At 51.2% G+C, this 19,123-nt stretch carries 22 protein-coding genes, 1 tRNA gene and 3 pseudogenes; 10 read left to right on the forward strand and 16 right to left on the reverse strand.

Annotation, left to right across the window (positions count from 1 at the left end; genetic code table 11):
* Positions 1 to 197: 197 nt before the first annotated feature.
* The 5 genes from nqrC to OGX95_RS02260 form a co-directional block, all read right to left on the reverse strand.
* Positions 198 to 950: an NADH:ubiquinone reductase (Na(+)-transporting) subunit C gene (gene nqrC / locus OGX95_RS02240; protein ID WP_286628167.1), complete on the reverse strand. Its 753-nt coding sequence runs from the start codon at positions 948 to 950 to the stop codon at positions 198 to 200.
* Positions 951 to 1,145: 195 nt separating this feature from the next.
* The gene (locus OGX95_RS02245; protein ID WP_286628168.1) at positions 1,146 to 1,652 is read right to left on the reverse strand and encodes a protein disulfide oxidoreductase; all 507 of its coding nucleotides are present in this window, start codon (positions 1,650 to 1,652) and stop codon (positions 1,146 to 1,148) included.
* Positions 1,642 to 2,265: a DsbA family protein gene (locus OGX95_RS02250; RefSeq protein WP_286628169.1), complete on the reverse strand. Its 624-nt coding sequence runs from the start codon at positions 2,263 to 2,265 to the stop codon at positions 1,642 to 1,644. The genes OGX95_RS02245 and OGX95_RS02250 overlap by 11 nt, the downstream gene beginning before the upstream one ends.
* Entirely contained in the window at positions 2,262 to 4,142 is a 1,881-nt protein-coding gene (locus tag OGX95_RS02255) for a protein-disulfide reductase DsbD family protein (protein WP_286628170.1), read from the reverse strand. Before OGX95_RS02255 ends, OGX95_RS02250 begins: the two co-directional genes overlap by 4 nt.
* 48 nt (positions 4,143 to 4,190) lie before the next feature.
* The gene (locus OGX95_RS02260; protein WP_286628171.1) at positions 4,191 to 4,553 is read right to left on the reverse strand and encodes a copper resistance protein; all 363 of its coding nucleotides are present in this window, start codon (positions 4,551 to 4,553) and stop codon (positions 4,191 to 4,193) included.
* A gap of 415 nt (positions 4,554 to 4,968) precedes the next feature.
* Between OGX95_RS02260 and dsbA the strand changes: the two genes are divergently transcribed.
* Complete coding sequence (gene dsbA / locus OGX95_RS02265) at positions 4,969 to 5,592, forward strand: thiol:disulfide interchange protein DsbA (RefSeq protein WP_286628172.1); 624 nt, start codon at positions 4,969 to 4,971, stop codon at positions 5,590 to 5,592.
* A 112-nt stretch (positions 5,593 to 5,704) separates the two neighbouring features.
* On the opposite strand, the gene OGX95_RS02270 is transcribed toward dsbA, so the two are convergent.
* Positions 5,705 to 6,007 carry an antibiotic biosynthesis monooxygenase family protein gene (locus tag OGX95_RS02270; RefSeq protein ID WP_286628173.1) on the reverse strand — a complete coding sequence of 101 codons (303 nt, stop codon included), beginning with the start codon at positions 6,005 to 6,007 and terminating at the stop codon, positions 5,705 to 5,707.
* Positions 6,008 to 6,281: 274 nt separating this feature from the next.
* Here OGX95_RS02270 and cbpA point away from each other — a divergent pair, with 274 nt between their 5' ends.
* The gene (gene cbpA, locus OGX95_RS02275; protein ID WP_286628174.1) at positions 6,282 to 7,202 is read left to right on the forward strand and encodes a curved DNA-binding protein; all 921 of its coding nucleotides are present in this window, start codon (positions 6,282 to 6,284) and stop codon (positions 7,200 to 7,202) included.
* Positions 7,202 to 7,495 (forward strand): chaperone modulator CbpM, encoded by a 294-nt coding sequence (gene cbpM / locus OGX95_RS02280; protein ID WP_286628175.1) that lies wholly within the window; start codon positions 7,202 to 7,204, stop codon positions 7,493 to 7,495. The genes cbpA and cbpM overlap by 1 nt, the downstream gene beginning before the upstream one ends.
* A gap of 111 nt (positions 7,496 to 7,606) precedes the next feature.
* On the opposite strand, the gene OGX95_RS02285 is transcribed toward cbpM, so the two are convergent.
* The 5 genes and pseudogenes from OGX95_RS02285 to OGX95_RS02305 form a co-directional block, all read right to left on the reverse strand.
* Positions 7,607 to 8,851: a VasL domain-containing protein gene (locus tag OGX95_RS02285; protein ID WP_286628176.1), complete on the reverse strand. Its 1,245-nt coding sequence runs from the start codon at positions 8,849 to 8,851 to the stop codon at positions 7,607 to 7,609.
* Positions 8,852 to 8,983: 132 nt separating this feature from the next.
* Positions 8,984 to 9,424, reverse strand: coding sequence for a type VI secretion system baseplate subunit TssE (gene tssE, locus OGX95_RS02290; protein WP_286628177.1), 441 nt, complete (start codon positions 9,422 to 9,424; stop codon positions 8,984 to 8,986).
* Positions 9,424 to 9,969 (reverse strand): type VI secretion system lipoprotein TssJ, encoded by a 546-nt coding sequence (gene tssJ, locus OGX95_RS02295; protein ID WP_286628178.1) that lies wholly within the window; start codon positions 9,967 to 9,969, stop codon positions 9,424 to 9,426. The genes tssE and tssJ overlap by 1 nt, the downstream gene beginning before the upstream one ends.
* A pseudogene (locus OGX95_RS02300) lies at positions 9,947 to 10,471 on the reverse strand (type VI secretion system baseplate subunit TssG); the annotation flags it as partial. The pseudogene OGX95_RS02300 and the gene tssJ, both read right to left, overlap by 23 nt.
* Complete coding sequence (locus OGX95_RS02305) at positions 10,464 to 11,210, reverse strand: KPHS_23130 family T6SS system protein (protein WP_286628179.1); 747 nt, start codon at positions 11,208 to 11,210, stop codon at positions 10,464 to 10,466. The pseudogene OGX95_RS02300 and the gene OGX95_RS02305, both read right to left, overlap by 8 nt.
* Before the next feature lie 252 nt (positions 11,211 to 11,462).
* Between OGX95_RS02305 and OGX95_RS02310 the strand changes: the two are divergent.
* Positions 11,463 to 11,987: pseudogene (locus OGX95_RS02310) on the forward strand (efflux RND transporter permease subunit); the annotation flags it as partial.
* 96 nt (positions 11,988 to 12,083) lie between these two features.
* Here OGX95_RS02310 and OGX95_RS22975 read toward each other — a convergent pair.
* The gene (locus OGX95_RS22975; RefSeq protein WP_502872759.1) at positions 12,084 to 12,311 is read right to left on the reverse strand and encodes a hypothetical protein; all 228 of its coding nucleotides are present in this window, start codon (positions 12,309 to 12,311) and stop codon (positions 12,084 to 12,086) included.
* Between the two features lie 133 nt (positions 12,312 to 12,444).
* Between OGX95_RS22975 and OGX95_RS02320 the strand changes: the two are divergent.
* A pseudogene (locus tag OGX95_RS02320) lies at positions 12,445 to 12,543 on the forward strand (SDR family oxidoreductase); the annotation flags it as partial.
* Positions 12,544 to 12,607: 64 nt separating this feature from the next.
* On the opposite strand, the gene OGX95_RS02325 reads toward OGX95_RS02320, so the two are convergent.
* Positions 12,608 to 12,695 (reverse strand) — tRNA-Ser (locus tag OGX95_RS02325).
* A gap of 143 nt (positions 12,696 to 12,838) precedes the next feature.
* Positions 12,839 to 14,467, reverse strand: a complete 1,629-nt coding sequence (locus tag OGX95_RS02330; RefSeq protein ID WP_286628180.1) for an ABC transporter substrate-binding protein — start codon at positions 14,465 to 14,467, stop codon at positions 12,839 to 12,841.
* Between the two features lie 271 nt (positions 14,468 to 14,738).
* Here OGX95_RS02330 and yccA point away from each other — a divergent pair, with 271 nt between their 5' ends.
* Together yccA and tusE are read left to right on the forward strand one after the other, a co-directional pair.
* On the forward strand, positions 14,739 to 15,398 hold the full coding sequence (yccA, locus tag OGX95_RS02335; RefSeq protein WP_043015806.1) for an FtsH protease modulator YccA: 660 nt from the start codon (positions 14,739 to 14,741) through the stop codon (positions 15,396 to 15,398).
* 88 nt (positions 15,399 to 15,486) lie between these two features.
* Positions 15,487 to 15,816 carry a sulfurtransferase TusE gene (tusE, locus tag OGX95_RS02340; protein ID WP_286628181.1) on the forward strand — a complete coding sequence of 110 codons (330 nt, stop codon included), beginning with the start codon at positions 15,487 to 15,489 and terminating at the stop codon, positions 15,814 to 15,816.
* Here the strand turns inward: tusE and yccX are convergent.
* Positions 15,813 to 16,094 (reverse strand): acylphosphatase, encoded by a 282-nt coding sequence (yccX, locus tag OGX95_RS02345; RefSeq protein ID WP_286628182.1) that lies wholly within the window; start codon positions 16,092 to 16,094, stop codon positions 15,813 to 15,815. The two genes, tusE and yccX, sit on opposite strands and share 4 nt — an antisense overlap.
* A gap of 94 nt (positions 16,095 to 16,188) precedes the next feature.
* Here yccX and rlmI point away from each other — a divergent pair, with 94 nt between their 5' ends.
* On the forward strand, positions 16,189 to 17,379 hold the full coding sequence (rlmI, locus tag OGX95_RS02350; RefSeq protein ID WP_286628183.1) for a 23S rRNA (cytosine(1962)-C(5))-methyltransferase RlmI: 1,191 nt from the start codon (positions 16,189 to 16,191) through the stop codon (positions 17,377 to 17,379).
* Positions 17,380 to 17,436: 57 nt separating this feature from the next.
* The gene (gene hspQ, locus OGX95_RS02355) at positions 17,437 to 17,754 is read left to right on the forward strand and encodes a heat shock protein HspQ (RefSeq protein WP_005123508.1); all 318 of its coding nucleotides are present in this window, start codon (positions 17,437 to 17,439) and stop codon (positions 17,752 to 17,754) included.
* Positions 17,755 to 17,828: 74 nt separating this feature from the next.
* Here hspQ and OGX95_RS02360 read toward each other — a convergent pair whose 3' ends face one another.
* Positions 17,829 to 18,242 carry a CoA-binding protein gene (locus OGX95_RS02360; protein ID WP_006685217.1) on the reverse strand — a complete coding sequence of 138 codons (414 nt, stop codon included), beginning with the start codon at positions 18,240 to 18,242 and terminating at the stop codon, positions 17,829 to 17,831.
* Between the two features lie 172 nt (positions 18,243 to 18,414).
* Between OGX95_RS02360 and csgI the strand changes: the two genes are divergently transcribed.
* A complete protein-coding gene (gene csgI / locus OGX95_RS02365) occupies positions 18,415 to 19,077 on the forward strand; it encodes a curli synthesis inhibitor (protein ID WP_271442099.1) in 663 nt (220 codons plus the stop codon).
* The last annotated feature ends 46 nt before the right edge of the window (positions 19,078 to 19,123 follow it).

A 19,123-nucleotide genomic window follows, 5' to 3' on the forward strand; every position in this document is an offset into this window, starting at 1 on the left:
GTCAACGGGTGACAAGTTATGTAAATATATTTCATAAAAATGTGATGAATACGAAGTTGAAGCTGGCAGGATTTATTAGTGATGCCGTTAATTCAGGAGTATTTATACACCGTGCAGAATAGCGTTCCCCCATACTCGCTGACACAAATGAAGCCGACAGCGGGCATGAGGAAAAACGTTATTTAAAACAAAAAACGTCAGGGCGTCATTATATCAGGATCACGAGTAATACGTTGTAGAAAACGACCATAACCCTGTTCGCCTGTCCAGTAGTTAATACTGTTCTCTACCCCCGTCGATGTCAGAGTCGCACCAGAAATACCATCTACGGTATATTCATCGATATGCTCTGGTTTTTCCTGAATTATTTTCAGCGCCGGCTTCCCGGTATTATCAACCACTTTTTTACCCGGCCATTGCTTACGCCAGTTCTCATCTTCCACTCTGGCCCCCAAAAAAGGAGTTTCCCGCTGCTGGTAGTAATACAGGTTTTTAACTGTACGCCCGTCAAGGTCAAGAGCAAGGAAGGCGTGCATCATAGACTTCGCCCCCTTACCGAAAACAGGAATTATAATTTGTTGAATTTTATTGTTTTTATTTTTCACCAGATAGACATCTGCAATTACGCAGCGCTGGTGGATCCTGGCGGGATCATGCTCCGGAGCGAGCTTCTTACATCCTTGCGTCATGACATCGTCAGCTACCCACTCCCCGGAATCCAGATTGACCTTTCGCGCTAAAATATAACGTTGAAATAAATTATTTATAGTTTTTTCATCCTGTGCATCTGATTTTAGCAAGCCAGCAGCATGCAGAATGGCGGCATTTTTCTCTTCACTGGTCGGTTCGGTGACTTCCCCCTGGAACACCATAAACCAGGCAATAGCGGCAATAAAAATAAGGACACAAAACACCATCATTGATGCAACAATAACTTTACCCTTGTGCATTCTTCTATAATCCCTGTAAGAAATAAGATATTTAAAACGCCTTCAGGTATGCCATTACCTTTGTAGATTTGCAACTACAGAAGCGATGAAAACTATATAATCATTACGATATAGCTTTGGGCTTTAATATCAGAACAACATGTTTTTACTGCCATTTTATCGTATAAAAAATGCCGGGTTTCCCCGGCACAAAGATCACCACGTTTTCGCCCACCACAGCCGTATCTTCATCCCCCAGTAGCTGGTCCAGCCGCTGGTTGTCGATACCACACGACCTTGCGACATCACCACTAGCGTCGGCGTGACGCTAATGTCCCAACTGCGGGAGATGGCCCCGCCGGCATCGTTGATGACAGGAAAGTCTACGCCTTTACGCGCCAGCCAGCGCGTCACCTCCGCCTCATCACCGGAGCGCAGCGCAATGGTCATCACGTTCTCGCCTTCTGAGTGCAGTCTGGCGACTTCCGGTGTCGTGAACCGACACACGCCGCACCAGCTCGCCCAGAAATAGATCAGCACCGGTTCCTCTTTGCTGAGCGCGGCCAGCGTTACGTTTTCGCCATCCAGCGTCTGCAAAGGTGTACTGTCAAACGCTGCGGGAAGCCGGGGCGCTCGCCAGGCATCCATCAACAACATCACCCCGGCGAGTAACACCAGTAAGATCAGTCCTTCGCGCAGCCAACGGCGCAGTTTACTGACCATTTGAGGCCGCCAGTTTTTCTTTGACCACCTCTTCCAGTGTTTCCCACGGTACTGCACCAGGGATCAGCTCATCGCCAATAATCGTAGCCGGCGTTCCCCGCACCCCCACCAGCCGCGCCAGTTGCAGGTTAGTGCTCAGCGTTTCCATACTTTTATCATCCAGCGTGACCGGGGTCGCCGCCGATTTTTCCTGCGCCTGTTTGATGCTGGCGGCAGTATGGTAGCCTCTTTTCTGCATCAGTTTCTCATGCAGCGCCTGGAACTGCTGCGGATGCTCGCGCCAGGTCATCAGCGCGGTACGCGCCGACAGCACCGAGCTTTCGCCTTTAAACGGCAGCGGCTTAATCACCACCGCCACATCCGGATATTTCTGCACAATTTTTTCCAGCATCGGATCCAGTTGCTTGCAGTACGGGCAGTTGTAATCGGTAAAATTAATCAGCGTCAGTTTTGCCTGCTTCGCCCCAATGCGTGGGCTGTCAGGATCGTTAAACAGGGCTTCCTGAACTAACGCTTCAATTTGCTTTTCCTGCTCCGGTGTAAATGGCGCAGGTTCTTGCGCCACGCTGACGGCAGAAAACAGGGATAACAGCAGAACAATCATCATTTTCATGGCGTGACTCCTTTGGCATCTACCAGCGTGTTTAACACCGCATCACGGGTTAACAGCGTCGGCAACGCCTGACCTTCCGGCAGACCGGGGCCATAAATTTGGTTAAACGGCACAGCAACCTGGCCGCGTTTTTTCAGGAATTCGGCGATCGCTTCAGAGGGCAGTGTCCAGTCCCCCCGCAGGGCCACCACATCGGGTTGCTGCAGTGCCGCCTGGACATCTTCTTTTTGTAGGACATTGTATTTATTAACTTTACAGGTAATACACCAATCAGCCGTTACATCTACAAATACGCGCTTATGCTGTGCAAGTGCATCTTCGATGGCCTGCTCGCTAAGCGGTTGCCAGTTCACACTCTCTTTGGCTGTACTTTGGCTTGTGACCCCCAGATGCGGGAGCAGCAATGTTGCCAGCCAGATAGCCGAGCCAAGCATCATCACGCCGAGAAGACGCCGCAAGATATTCATCCAACGCCCCGGACGCGGCAGACACAGCGCCAGACCCGGACGCAGTGCCACCAGCAACCATGGCAAACTCATCCCCAGCCCGAGCGCGAGGAACAGCCCCCATAGCGTCGGCAACGAGGCGGTCAACGCCACCGCCACTGCCGTCCCCAGGAACGGCGCACTGCACGGTGTGGCAAGCAACGTCGCAAACGCGCCTTGCCAGAAATGCCCTGACAAGCCGTTTCCGCCGCGAGTTGCCAGTATGGTGGTCATTACTGAAGGAAGGCGGAATTCAAACAGCCCAAACAGGCTGGCGCTGAACGTCAGCATCACCAGCATCATAAAGCCGATAAACCACGGACTCTGGAACTGGATCCCCCAACCAAGCGCCTGATTGGTCAGGCGCAGCACCGTCATCAACAGCGCGAGGGCCATAAAAGAAACCAGGATGCCAGCCACCGATGCCAGAAATTGGCGGCGAACCTGAAGACGGCTTTTCTCCTCAACCAGTAAAATCGAGCCCAGCTTCATGCCCAGCACCGGAAGCACGCAGGGCATTAAGTTAAGGATCAACCCGCCTGACAACGCCATCAGCACCACCTGCCACAGCGGGATCTCTGCATTCTGCACCACTGGTGCATCGCCAATGGCAAGACGACTTTCCTGTGCAACACCGTTATCAGCCAGAACCAGTGTAAGTTGCTTACCACGAAGATTCGGCGCCCCTTCCCCCCAGCTGTCATGAACCGGAACCGTTGCCCATAGCGTTTCGCCCTCTACGCGGATTTTCGGCATACCAAAATCCGCATCATCAACGGTGTCCAGGTACAGGCCTGGCTCAGACCAGCCCCCCGTACGACTCGCCTTAACCACCAGCTCTCCGGCTCGCGCCCCGGCACTCAGCGAATCGGTCAGGCCGCTGGCCAGCGGTATCTGCCCCATCGCTTGCGCATAGTCATGAGCAAAAGACGGGTCCTGGGCGGATGGGGTCACGGAAAAGGGAAAATCCGTTAACAGGCAGACGTTACTACACGTCGAAAGCGTCAATACGCCGCTCAGCGTAGCCGGTGGCGTCCCGCGTACTACCATCGGGAAGGTGACATTATCGTGATATCCCTGGGTGGTGATACTGGCGACCTCAAAACGCGCGGGTGTCGGCCAGTACCAATCAACAGCAGGCATTTTATCTTTCCAGACAATGGACGGTGCTACACCGCCCTCACCCGGCGATCGCCAGTAGGTTTTCCAGCCATCCTCCAGTTTTACATCCAGCAGCAGTCGGGTTTCACCGTCTGCAGTTGTATCGGCACGTAACCGCACGCTGGCGTGGTCGTTATCGGGTGAACGCAGCCAGCCGATATCAGCCGCCCAGGATACGGGCAGCCATAGCAATAACAGGCAGAGCAGCGCCTGCCTGGAAACAGTCTTCATATTTTTTCTCCGTGAATAATTATCTAACAGTCAGCAACGGCTGCTCTGTCATTCACGGAAGACACAAAATCGGAGATGAACCCTGAGTGTGGGTGGCGAGATAGCTCGCGGAGGGAAAAACGGCAGACGAAAAGCCCGCACCGGCGCCAGTAGCGACAAAAGCAGGCAGAGCACCAGAATGGCACCTTCAAACAGCACCGGCGGCGAAGCCAGCAATGACTTCGCGCTCAGTTCACAAGGGGTAACGGGCGAAGCTTCATCGGTATCGACCTGGGCGCTCACGACAACAGCAGTGGTCGCGGTGCTCATCTGCAACGCGTGCAGACCCGCCATGCGCTGCGCGGTGCATACCATCACCACAACACATGCCAGGCAGAGGAACCACCATCCCATCCGTTGACGTTTTGCCATTATACCCTCACTGATTGACGCGAGTTATCTTAGTCACTGGCGAGGTTTTGGCAACCTTTGCCCTGTAAAGTTATGTCGGCAGAGGTCGGTCAAATCTTATTCCTCCCACAGCACTCTGCCCAGAAATGATGATTAATACTGTTAATCAATTTCACCATTACAAAATAATAGCGCTAATAAAACAAAGCTGGAAATATCACCTGGTTTACTATCTGCCATTCCAAAAACGTCCCAACAGATATTTAACCACTGACGATAAAAATGAATGAGACATCTGTCAGTGGATATTCCTACGTAAATGAAAGTAAGAGTCAGCACATTTTCGGATGAATATTGTATTATAACTTACCGCAATGAACGTTATGTTCATCATCAAAAAAAGTTGTTTGTTAAATGTTATTTAGAGTATATGGAAATGAAAAAAATCTTACTCCCTCTTCTTGGCTTATTTTTTACTGTGAGCGTTCAGGCAGCAACATTTACCGATGGCAAGGAATATATTTCACTTGAAAAACCAGTTGCGTCAGCGCCCGCTGCGCTTAAGTTTTTTTCATTTTATTGCCCGTCATGCTACCAATACGATGAAGTTCTGGAAGTCACTGATAATGTGAAAAAAGTATTACCAAATGATGTCAACCTCACTGAATATCACGTCGATTTCTTAGGTCCGTTGGGGCCGGAGATGACGCACGCCTGGTCTGTCGCTATGCTGTTAAACGTGGAAAATAAAGTAAAACCTTTACTGTTTGATGCCGTGCAGAAAAAACAAACGGTTAAAACAGCAGATGATATTCGCAATGTATTTATCCGCGCGGGCGTCAGTGCAAGCGACTATGATGCTGCGTGGAACAGCTTTGCCGTAAAATCATTAACGGCAAAGCAACAGGAGTTGGCTAAAGCGATGGACCTGAAAGGTGTACCGGCTATCTTTATCAAGGGTAAATATATGGTTAACCCGAAAGGATTAAAATCAGATAACGTTAACGCTTTTGTCCAGAACTACGTTGACACCGTTCGTTTTCTTTTTTCCAAACCGTGATAAGCCGTTAATATTCCTGACGCGCCATCAACAGGAGCCAGAGCCTGTTCTGGCTCCTGTTTCTACAGGCGGACATTATTGACGGTTAACTGTCATACACACTGACAGAACCTTATTCAGAGGCGTAATCCTTCAAAACAGTGGCAACACGTATTCTGTAGTATGAAAAAATCAACTGCTTACCCTCCTGTTGTGCGGCCTGATGCCTGACGTTGCATTTCCACCTGAGCACGGCATCTTCATCCTCCCACCATGAAAGTGACAGCATTTTCCCGGGCGTATTAATGCTCTGAAATCGTTCGATAGCAATAAACCCGGGGATCTCGGCCAACAATGGCTTCAGCTCTGAGGCCAGCTGAAGATATCGCTCTCCAGCCTGAGGATGCACATCTGCTTCAAAAATAACGGCGATCATTCAGTATCTCTCCCTTGTTAATTTCAGCCACTCTATTGCCAGATAAAATGAGATGCTTCGCTCAACAACGAAAAGTCTGGTGAAACAGGAAAAGGTGAGTGTGATAGGTAAATAAACAAGCAGGCTCACCGCATTAGCCAGTGAACCTTTTATGACCAGCGCCCCTCTTTTTCATGGTTGGCATTCGTGCCTATCAGGATTACCCTAAACTTAACGGTGATACCTTTTGAGAGGGATTGCCTTCTTCATGTGTTGATTTACACGAGAGAACGCTATGGAATTAAAGGATTATTACGCCATTATGGGCGTGAAGCCGACAGACGATCTCAAGACAATCAAGACCGCCTACCGTCGTCTCGCGCGAAAATACCATCCCGATGTCAGCAAAGAACCCGACGCTGAAGCCCGTTTTAAAGAAGTTGCCGAAGCCTGGGAAGTGCTGAGCGATGAACAGCGACGCGCCGAATACGACCAGCTGTGGCAGCATCGCAACGATCCGCAGTTTAATCGTCAGTTCCAGCAAGGAGAAGGTCAAAGCTACAGCGCTGAAGATTTCGACGATATCTTCTCTTCAATTTTTGGCCAGCACGCACATCAGTCACGGCAACGTCGTGCCAGTCGGGGTCACGATATCGAAATCGAAGTGGCCGTGTTCCTCGAAGAAACGCTGGCTGAGCATAGCCGCACCATCAGTTACAACCTGCCGGTATACAATGCGTTTGGCATGATCGAGCGGGAAATCCCCAAAACCCTCAACGTTAAGATCCCGGCCGGTGTCGGCAATGGGCAGCGCATTCGCCTGAAAGGCCAGGGCACGCCCGGTGAGAACGGCGGCCCGAACGGCGATTTGTGGCTGGTGATTCGTATCGCGCCGCATCCGCTGTTTGACATTGTTAATCAGGATCTGGAAGTTGTCGTTCCGCTTGCCCCATGGGAAGCCGCATTGGGTGCGAAAGTGACTGTACCCACACTCAAAGAGAGCATCCTGCTGACGATCCCACCGGGTAGCCAGGCCGGGCAACGATTACGCATCAAGGGCAAAGGACTGGTGAGTAAAAAACAGACCGGCGACCTGTACGCGGTGATCAAAATTGTGATGCCGCCCAAGCCTGACGACAACAGCGCCGCCTTGTGGCAACAGCTGGCGGACGCACAGAAATCCTTTGATCCGCGCAAAGAGTGGGGGAAAGCATAATGGCTAACGTTACCGTCACCTTTACCATTACCGAGTTTTGCCTGCATACCGGCGTTTCTGCCGAGGAGCTAAGTGAGATTGTCGGGCTGGGGGTTGTCGAACCCCGCGAGGATAAAACCTTTGATGATCATGCGCTGACCGTCGTGCAACGCGCGTTGCGCCTGCGTCAGGAGCTGGAACTTGACTGGCCGGGGATAGCCGTTGCGTTGACGTTGTTAGAAGAGAATGCACAGCTACGTCAGGAAAATCGTCTGCTGCGACAGCGCCTGTCTCGCTTTGTCACTCATCCGTAACGCAGTTATACGTTTAATCCTTCGAATAAAGGAAGCGCCCTTGCGGGCGCTTCCTTTATTCATCATGTTGGTGAGTTTTCAGACTGGCTGACTTTGCTCAGCGTGATCGACTTAAAATTGAGCATGTTGTTTTATCAGCATATAGCGATTCATTAGCTGATGCAGATGCATATCGGTTTGTTGTATCAATGCAGCTGACAATGGTGCCCCGGGATGCATCTGATTTAACTGGTTCAGTTGCTCTTCAACAGGGATCGAACGACCAAAATTCTGCGTGATGGCAAAGACCATCGACTTCAGTTCAGAGCCGGTCAGGTATTTCCCCTTCCGCTCGTCCAGTGCGTTCAGACGCTGAGTTAATGCCTGAAGTCCATCCATGCCCTCATGCCAGCCTGAAAGTGATGATACGGGTAAGGCATTACCGTCGATATAGCGCTGCCACTGTGCTTGCAGTTTTTCAGCGTCAGCAGGCTGAGCCGTTGCCGCAAGCGCAAAACCGTAATTTTGCAGCCACAGAGGAGAGAGTTGCGTCAGCGCCTTCAGGGACGTTTCGTCAGCGACAGCCGGGAGTGAATTGATTGTTGGCGGAGACAGCCACTGCCAGCTCCCTACGCCTAAGGCGCCCAGAACCAGCATGGTCAGCATCCCTCCGGCAAAAGGCTTCCATGGTCGACAGCGCCCTGATTCAGGGGATTCCGCAATCACGCGGGGCGCGTCGGGTTCTTCCCGGACAATGTAAATCAAGGGTTCAGACCGAACAGCAGAGACCTCACCGGATGCGTCAATGGCGGAAGTGGATAAAGTCACGGCGACTGGCACGCTATTTCCCGGCTCCACGTTTTCGAGACGTAGTATCGCATTGTGCATAAATGAGCACAGTTCCCCTATCTGGCTGGCGTTTTTCAACTCCAGGCGCTGCAAAAGCTCACGCACAGCGTTCAGATGCTGTTCCGCCTTATAAATCTGTGGCAGGTCAATATAATTCAGGCTCAGGGTCCGCAATACGGATTGCAGGCGCTGGCTGAATCCGGCGAGGATCTCCATTCTGGCGTGAACCGGTTGTGGCCAGAGTACGCTCCATTGATGCGTTAATAACGCCTCCAGAATAGCGAGTCCATCGTTAAGCCCCGCCAGCCCGCTGATTCGTGTGCGCGCCAGCGTGTACCAGCACACCGTTTGCAGTTCAACGCCGTTCTGACGAAACAATGCCAGGCTCAGTTGCTCAACGCGACCCCAGTCAACATCTGGCCGCGCCGGGTGTGAGAGTTTAGCAAGCTCATCACGCAGAGCCGCATAATCCGCCAGCATACGCGGATCGCCGCCGGTTTTAATTTTACGAGAGTGAATGTCATTCATGACCAGATATCCATTTGACAGGACAACACAATAAATCGCGTTATTTTGCTTACGGGAAACAGCCCGGCATGCCGTTTTGCTGTTATTAACTGTTGAGGGGGGAGAACCCGGAAAAAGATGTTAAAGCAACGTTTACTGCACATACTGCTGTTGTTTGAGGTGTCTCAACAGTACCCGCCCTTCGGGTTTAAACTCCGTGCCATAGCGTACCAGGCCAATACCTTTGAGTTCAGCGTCAATGGCATAACGCAGTTCACCAGGGATGTCCTGTTCCAGCAGCACAACCGCTATTGTTTTCAGGCGTGGTTCATATTTGAGTAATACTGCCGACAGAGTCCCCATCAGCTCATGCGCCGTACCGGGCATCCCTTGCAGGATTTTGGTCATATCCGGAAGGCCGTAGTCTGGCAGATGCGCCAGCGTTCCTGCTCGGCAGTTAAGAACGCGCTGCATGTTGTCCAGTACGGACAGGATGACCTGATTTTCTTCACTGACCTGGTGAAGGTCGAGGCCACCGGAGAAATTACCCGCGAGCATCTCATACAGCGAGGGGGCGTTGTGGGTCTGAGGCATTATTTATCCTTTATCGGTAACAGCGTCAGATGGTTATTCCCGGCCTCAATCACCCGGGCCTTGTCCGGATCGAGTTCTTCACGGTCTATGATCAGCTTCCATGTGTTTTTCACCACATCGGGATGGCGGAACAATCCCACCACGGCAACGTATTTCGCCCCCTCTTCCATCGGCATATCAAGCAGCACATCTGCGCCCGGTTTAACCACCACATCGCGGGTGGCCAAAAGATCGGCCCCGAGAGCCGTTTCACTGTCTTTCAGTAGTTGCTGGTACACGCTCTTGTCGAAGGTTTTATTATCTTTGAGCTGATAAATTCGCACCACAACCGACTCCGAGAGCGAGTTGCTCTCACGTGCATCGGTGTTCAGGGCTTCACGAGCGGTGAAATCCAGGTGTAGTACCTTAATCTTCTTGTAAAAAACGGCATTGAAGGCCGATTTAGTGCCATCAGTGACGCTCTGCGTCACTCCACAGCCTGCCAGACTGAATGCCAGCAGCGGCAGTAGCCAGCACGTGGTCTTAGTTAAATTTGTACGTAACACATCGGTTTCCTTGTTGTGGTTTCGCAGGCTCCAGCCCGGTGTAATAACCCAGTTCCGTCGTAAAGGTTTGCGGGATATCGTCCAGAAATTCATCGTCGCCCACACCCAATACACCATTCATGCCCAGCCAAAAAGGACCGTCACCAAGTGGTGGCACGGCCAACAAGCGGGTCTGCGTTGTTAGTGTGATTTTTGCCTTGAATCGCCAGCCCAGATACACCCGCAGCATGACCAGAAAATCCTGATACAGCAGGCCATCCGGCTTCCAGCCCTGCGCTTCCTGCTCATTATCCGTGGACAGGGCAATCAGCAACTGGCTGTTGGCATCCATTGCTTCGTCACCCAGTGGCGTATTGCCGTCCAGCAGAAAATCATCATTACCGTAAAAGCCCAGCGGCTGATTCACTTCCACTGGCCGAAGGCAGTAAGGGCTGACCTGCACAGTGGTATCCGGTGCCAGCAGGCTAATCAGCGACTGAATCCCCTCCTGGGTTTTACCCGGCTAACGTTGGCTGTGAGAACAGCATGCAAGCCTCAGGTGCCTTTTCGAGTTCGCTTTGCTGCTCCGCCCGCTCGCTGACTGCGGTTAAAACCTCTTTCCCGGTGATATCGTAGACCTCCCCCCGGGTGAGGCTGACCACGCCTTTATGAGCAACCAGGCACAATGCAGCAGACTCACCGGCAGGCTGCGCAGAATTAAACGAGGCCGCTATCGAATGACACCCGGCGACCAGAATGGCCTCTGTTTCAGGGAGCGTTTGAGCCGTTGCGGCAAGCGCAGACAGCGTCTCTTCGCCTTGCCATACCTCCGGCTTTTCGGGGAGCGATACGTCAGTAAACGAAACCTGCATTTGCGCGCAAAATGCTCGCCAGGCAACCAGGGAACCCTGCCAGTAACAGCGCCGTATGTGCGGGAGAGTGGAATCTGCGTTCTGCGTCTGCCATTGCAGCACCAGCATTTTTGCCAACATAGCCTCCCGTTCAGCCACCGGGGCAACCAATGTTCGGCCGATGCGCAGCGCTTTCCCGCTCGACTCATTTTTAATCTCAGGAACCCGATGTTCCCGCTTTAAAAGACGCAGCCAGTGTGCCGTATCGGTTCCGACCGGGCCCAGCAGCACCATTTCACTGAACGCGAAACGGTATTGATGCTGCTCCCACCAGGCCTGATGCTGCTGCTCAACCAGTTGTTCATAATACCGGGCGTTATGAGCCGATAGCCTCAATGGTTCCGCCGCCACCCCGGCTCTCCGCCTTTGCTGCTGGCTGGCTGCAGCCCGCCAGCAGCAGAGCCCCCAGCACCGCCAGATAATGTCGTATTTTCATTTTGCATTCCTTTTATGAATTAACTCGTTACGTGCGCTTTGCTTAGCTATGACTTTTCGTAATGGCATGGCTAAGCATTGCTGAAGGGAACCACGCCAGATCGGTGATTATTTCGGACATACTTTGGGCTCCGGCATCTTCAGCGGTTCTTTGATCGGGTGTTCCGGGTATCCACAAACCAGGCGCCCATGCTGTATGCCATTTCGCTTGTTGTGGTATTTCTTGCACTGGCAGCCCTGTATGAAAGCTGGTCCATTCCTTTTTCAGTGATGCTCGTGGTGCCAATTGGCATCGTCGGTGCGTTGCTGGCTACCGACCTGCGCGGTTTAAGTAATGATGTTTATTTCCAGGTCGGCCTGCTCACCACAATGGGTCTGTCGGCTAAAAACGCCATTCTGATCGTTGAGTTTGCCGTCGAGATTATGCAAAAAGAAGGAAAAACACCGCTTGAAGCCGCAGTGGAAGCAGCAAAAATGCGCTTACGCCCTATTCTGATGACGTCGCTGGCCTTCATGTTGGGGGTTATTCCCCTGGCAATAAGCCACGGTGCAGGTTCAGGCGCGCAAAATGCGGTAGGGACTGGCGTAATCGGGGGGATGCTGGCCGCGACCGTGCTGGCGATTTATTTTGTCCCGGTCTTCTTTGTCCTTGTCGAAAGCACGTTAGCCCGATTTAAAACACCGCGCGGTTAATGCCTGCAAAAACGCATCCCACCTGATGCGTTTTCATATAATGACAGCCGACTTTTTAAGTAGACCGACAAAGCCTCATGCAGAGTAATAACGCTTTTATTTAAACTCGCTGATGGGATGAACGTTATTTGCAGATTTAAATGCAATGCGTTTCATTCCCTCCAGCGCTTTTTCGAGGTATACGCGTGGACATCCCCGGTTCAGGCGGATGAATCCACGACCAACCGAACCAACGCTGCCCCGTTTACCGGCCGCTTTAGTAAAACTTCGCTCTCTGGCTACCACCAGAAAGATTTGCAGTTCGTTGAAGTTTTCTTTGAGCATTCACGGTTTCCTGAGTGGAACATTCCCCTCAAAAGGAACTCATGAAAGGTGTTCATAGACACAATCATTGTCGGCGCAACAGGCAGTATTGGTCTTCATGTGGTAAATACGGCTATTGCAATGGGTCATCATCCCCCAAAAAAATGGTGGGGTTTTAGACATGGACAATATGCCTCTCAATGAAGAATCTGAGCGCATTATTAACGAGCTGAATCTATTTCAGACACGCTAAACACGCCATTAAAACCGTATAAAACGAAAAACCCCGAGCTACTTAATAGCTCGGGGTTTAGATTTGGCGGAAGCGTAGAGATTCGAACTCTAGAACCCTTTCGGGTCGCCGGTTTTCAAGACCGGTGCCTTCAACCGCTCGGCCACGCTTCCAATGAGGCGCACTATAAACATCCCGAACGGACCTGTAAAGCACCAATGTGTTCGTTTGCCTGAAAAACAGCCAAAATGTTGTTAATCGACTTAAATAACAACAAATTGACCGTTTATTCAGCACAAATCCGGGCGGCTGCTGTTTAATGTTTTTTGATGTACATATCTTTGGTGAAGTAATTCCCCCGGTTATCCGGTGCAAATCCGCCTACCCACGGCTTCACCAGGTGTGTGCGGACATAGTGGTAAACCGGAATCGCGGGGACATCCTCGCCTAATACGTCTTCCGCCTGCTGGTAATACTTCCCGCGTTCTGCCAGTGAGTTTGCTTCCGCAGCATGACTCATCGCTTCATCATAGGTGGGATTGCTGTACCTGGTGGTGTTCTCACTATCACCGGTGCGAAAAATGTTCAGGAAGCTCGACGCGTCATCATAGTCGGCTATCCATGCATAGCGCACGACGTCAAAATTGCCGGTGTGCATGGTGTCCAACATGGTTTTCCACTCCTGGTTCTGCAGCTTCACCTCAACGCCCAGATTTTTCTTCCACATTGACGAGGCAGCAATCGCGATTCGCTGGTGCGTTTCGAAAGTGTTGTAGAGCAGATTTAAGGTAAGCGGATGCTCAGGACCGTAGCCCGCTTCTGCCAGCAGTTTTTTGGCTTCAGCAATACGTTTGTCGAGTGGCCATGATGCGTAGTCCGGCGCGTGTAATTTTACCCCACCAATTTCAGGCTGGCTGATAACCCACGCCGCACGCTGTCCTTGTCCCATCACCTTTTGGGCAATGATGTCTTTATCCAGCGCCATATTCAGCGCCCGACGCACGCGCGGATCGTTAAACGGCGCACGCGTGGTATTAAACTGATAATAATAGGTTGAAAGCTGAGGTGAGACATGGAGTTCATCACCCATCGTCTTTTTCAATTGCGCGAACTGATTGACCGGAACACTAAAAACAATATCGATTTCCCCGGCTTTGTAACGGTTAACGTCTGCAGCCTCTGAACTGATGGGCAAATACGTCACTTTATTAATGACCGTATGCTGATCGTCCCAGTAATACGGGTTACGCACGGCAACAATCCGCTCGTTGACGACCCACTGCGACAGCTTATACGCACCACTGCTGACAAAGTGCTCCGGACGAGTCCACTTATCGCCAAAGCGGCCAATCAGCACTTTATCCAGCGGGACCAGTGATGGGTGCGCCAGCATAGCCAGAAACGCCGCCGTGGGTTGCGTCAGGGTAATTTCCAGCGTGGTATCATTCAGTGCTTTTACCCCCAGCTCGGCAGGCGCTTTTTTCCCCTGCGCAATATCGGCAGCATTCGCAACATGCATATTGCCAAGGTAAGAGGCATACGGTGAAGCTGTTTGCGGTGAAACCAGACGCTGCCAGCTCCAGACAACATCCTGAGCGGTAATCGCAGAGCCATCAGACCAGGTAATGCCCGGACGTAAATGAAAGGTCCAGACGGTGTTGTCTTTATTCTCCCAGGATGCCGCGAGGCGAGGCTCTATAGACCCGTCCTGATTGACGGCAACCAGTCCATCGAACATATCGCTGATTAAATTAAACTCAACGTTGCTTTCAACTTTATGCGGATCCAGTGAGGCTGGCTCACTGCCGTTATTTCTGACCAGTTCCTGTTGAGCTGCCAGTTCTGTACCCGCGGGAACCGTCGCAGCGCTCGCCACACCGTTGATAGACATCAAACAGACAGCCAACAGCGTAAATGTAAATACCTTCGATTTATGTTGAGTCATTCCCTTTACCTTATTGCTCTGTTTTATGTTGACACCGCTGTCACTCTTAAAGGCATGTAGGGAATAACGCAATATTTTTCAGTCACCTATCAGATATCGATCTGACATTTTTGTATAAACAGTGGTAACATCTAATCCTGATGCTTTTGCTGAAATAATATGCTTAAGCCTGGCGGGTTAAAATGCGTAAAGATGGGTAAAACCGCTGGGTCGTTACCGGTGATTTTATTATCCTCCATCATTAATTACATCTGTCATAAGAGAGTGACTCATGGATCGTATTATTAGTTCTTCGCGCGATCGTACATCGCTACTCAGCACGCACAAGGTGCTGCGTAATACCTATTTTCTGCTCAGCCTGACGCTGGCGTTTTCAGCGATCACCGCAACAGCCAGTACAGTGCTGATGCTGCCGTCTCCGGGCCTGATTCTGACGCTGGTGGGTATGTATGGTCTGATGTTCCTGACCTACAAAACGGCAGATAAACCAGTAGGTATTCTGTCTGCTTTCGCTTTCACCGGTTTCCTGGGTTACATCCTGGGACCGATTCTGAACACTTACCTGTCGGCAGGTATGGGTGATGTTATCGCTATGGCGCTGGGTGGCACGGCGCTGGTCTTCTTCAGCTGCTCTGCCTATGTGCTGACCACGCGTAAAGACATGTCCTTCCTCGGCGGTATGCTGATGGCAGGTATCGTGGTAGTGCTGATTGGTATGGTTGCGAATATTTTCCTGCAACTGCCAGCGCTGCATCTGGCGATTAGCGCGGTGTTTATCCTGATTTCTTCAGGTGCCATCCTGTTTGAAACCAGCAACATCATCCGTGGCGGTGAAACCAACTACATCCGTGCAACGGTCAGCCTGTATGTATCGCTGTACAACATCTTCGTCAGCCTGCTGAGCATTCTGGGCTTCGCAAGCCGCGATTAAAATGACGACGTGCATTATCCAGCCCCGCTTATGCGGGGCTTTCTTTTTTGGTAAACTGCCGTCAGTTTGACTAACGCAGTGAAGAATTATGTTGATCTTTGAAGGTAAAGAAATCAGTACTGATAGCGAAGGCTATTTAAAAGACACAACCGAATGGAGCGAGCCGCTGGCAGTTGCCATTGCTGAAAACGAAGGAATTACGCTGTCAACTGAACACTGGGAAGTGGTGCGCTTTGTACGCGAGTTTTATCTGGAATTTAATACCTCTCCCGCTATTCGTATGCTGGTCAAAGCGATGGCCAATAAGTTTGGTGAAGAAAAAGGCAATAGCCGTTATCTCTATCGCCTGTTTCCAAAAGGTCCAGCTAAGCAGGCAACTAAAATTGCCGGTCTGCCAAAACCGGTCAAATGTATTTAATAGCGGATACTAAATCCCGTTAACTCTTCGCCAGGCCGATGCGGTTCGCTGAGAACTCTGTCTACCCTGGCGCTACGCGGGCCCCCGGCTTTTAACCACTTCATCAGTTGTTCTACCTGCTCGCTGTCACCGCAAGCCACAACCTCTACACTGCCGTCATCCCTATTTTTCGCATAGCCAGTTAACCCCAGACGTTGCGCTTCATGCTGAGTGGTATAGCGAAACCCCACCCCCTGTACCCGCCCATGAACCCAGGCAATTATGCAGATTTTCGACATTATGGTTCTCCTTATCATCGCGGTGCGCGTTGCAAATACACGTAAAACTCAGGACAATGGCGCCCATTTCTTTGAATCGACAGAACAGTAAATTATGAGTGTACGTTTAGTGTTAGCCAAAGGGCGCGAAAAATCATTACTTCGTCGCCATCCATGGGTATTTTCCGGTGCCGTCGCACGTATGGAAGGTAAAGCCAACCTCGGTGAAACCATCGATATTGTTGACCATCAGGGTAAATGGTTAGCACGCGGAGCCTGGTCTCCTGCCTCGCAGATCCGTGCACGTGTCTGGACGTTCGACAAGTCTGAATCCATCGATATTGATTTCTTTACCCGCCGTCTGCAACAAGCCCAGAAATGGCGAGACTGGCTGGCGAAAAAAGACGGGCTGGACAGCTATCGACTGATTGCCGGGGAGTCTGATGGCCTGCCGGGCGTCACTATTGACCGTTTCGGTAACTTTCTGGTGCTGCAACTACTCAGCGCAGGTGCCGAGTATCAACGTGCCGCATTGATTAGCGCCCTGCAGGTTGTCTTCCCGGAGTGCGCGATTTATGACCGTAGCGATGTCGCCGTGCGTAAAAAAGAAGGCATGGAACTGACTCAGGGACCCGTCACGGGTGAACTGCCGCCAGCTCTGCTGCCGATTGAAGAGCACGGGATGAAACTACTGGTTGATATTCAGCACGGCCATAAAACCGGTTATTACCTCGATCAGCGTGACAGCCGCCTGGCCACGCGTCGTTATGTGGAAAATCAGCGCGTACTGAACTGTTTCTCCTATACCGGTGGATTCGCCGTCTCTGCATTAATGGGTGGCTGCCGCCAGGTCGTCAGCGTTGATACGTCCCAGGAAGCGCTCGATATCGCCCGCCAGAACGTAGAGCTGAACAAACTGGATCTGAGCAAAGCCGAGTTTGTGCGTGATGATGTGTTCAAGTTGCTGCGCGCCTATCGCGATCGTGGTGAGAAATTTGATGTTATCGTGATGGACCCACCGAAGTTTGTCGAAAACAAAAGCCAGTTGATGGGTGCCTGCCGTGGCTATAAAGACATCAATATGCTGGCAATTCAGTTACTGAATCCGGGGGGCGTACTGCTGACATTCTCCTGCTCCGGATTGATGACCACCGATTTATTTCAGAAAATCATCGCCGATGCCGCAATAGATGCCGGGCGTGATGTACAATTTATAGAGCAGTTCCGTCAGGCCGCCGATCATCCGGTGATCGCTACCTACCCGGAAGGGCTGTATCTGAAAGGGTTTGCCTGTCGCATCATGTAACTTGAAAAGTGGAATATTACCCTTACATAGAGGGTATCTATTTCCCGGGAGGTGACTATGATTGCCAGCAAATTCGGTATCGGCCAGCAGGTCCGCCATTCCCTGTTAGGTTACCTCGGAGTGGTCGTGGATATCGACCCGGAATATTCGCTTGATGACCCGTCACCTGATGAGTTGGCGGTAAACGACGAACTTCGCGCCGCTCCCTGGTATCACGTGGTGATGGAAGACGATAATGGCCTGCCAGTACATACGTATCTGGCTGAAGCACAGTTGAGTAGTGAGCTACAAGAAGAACATCCAGAGCAACCGTCGATGGATGAACTGGCACGGACAATCCGTAAACAGCTCCAGGCTCCACGCCTGCGCAACTGACAACATTTCTCCGGCCTACGGCAAACACCGCTGTAGGCCGGATATACAATGCACCATCCGGCAACAGTACAACCTTACTTCGCCAGTCCCAGTCTGGGGATTTCAATCGCCGGGCAACGATCCATCACTACCGCCAGGCCCGCATCGCGCGCCAGCACGGCAGCCTGCTCATTAATCACGCCAAGCTGCATCCACAAGGTCTTCGCACCAATAGCAATAGCTTCCTGTGCGACTCCCCATGCGGCTTCTGAGTTTCTAAAGACATCCACCATATCCACTTTCTCTGGTACGTCTGCCAGCGTCGCATAACCCTGCTGCCCCAGCAGCGTCTTCCCGGCAACCTTAGGAGACACGGGGATAACGTGATAACCCTGATCGAGTAAATACTTCATTACCCGATAGCTCGGGCGATCGGGTTTATCGCTTGCTCCTACCAGCGCAATCGTACGGGTAGATGTCAAAATGCCAGCAATATCGGTCTCTTTCATCGTCTTCCTCCAGGCTGTTTTGCAAAGTGTACGACAAACCTGACGTCGCAACCATTCATCCCATACTGGCGCATGAGAGCTAAACTGAAAAATATGTCTATATGTTAGTAAACATGATTGTCGAAAAATTTAGATACATCTTATGCAGAAATTTTCTGGACAGGAGAACCCTATGAAAACCGGCATTGTGACAGCCCTGATTGCTCTGCTTTTGCCGGTAACCGTTTGTGCGACCTCTTTGCGCCTGTCTAATGATATTGACCTTCTGGTGCTGGACGGAAAAAAGGTGTCCAGCTCTTTACTGCGCGGTGCCGACAGTATTGAGCTGGAGAATGGTCGGCATCAACTTGTCTTTCGCGTTGAGAAAACGATTCGTCTCTCCAGCCATGAAGAGCGTCTGTATATTTCTCCTCCGCTGGTCATCAGTTTTGATACTCAGTTAGTTAGTCAGGTCAATTTTCATCTCCCCCGTCTGAACAACGAACGTGACGCGACGCATTTCGATGACGCTCCCCGTGTGGAACTATTAGATGGCGATTCCATGCCCATTCCAGTCAAGCTGGATATTTTGTCGATTACCTCATCGGCAAAAATCGTGGATTACGAACTCGAGACTGAACGCTATAACAAATCGTCTAAGCATGCTTCACTCCCACAATTTGCGACTATGATGGCAGATGACAGCGCATTGCTCTCGGGGGTCTCTGAACTGGATCGGGTGCCGCCACAGTCGCAAACACTCACCGAACAGCGTTTGAAATACTGGTTTGGGCAGGCCGATGCGCAAACGCGAAGCAATTTTCTGCAATGGGCAGAGAAACAACCGCCCTCGTGACATTTATGTTCACCTACGCTTTTTTTTTGTCTTTCTCTTGCAGCGT

This window comes from Citrobacter sp. Cu233, from assembly GCF_030332225.1.
Taxonomy (GTDB): domain Bacteria; phylum Pseudomonadota; class Gammaproteobacteria; order Enterobacterales; family Enterobacteriaceae; genus Citrobacter.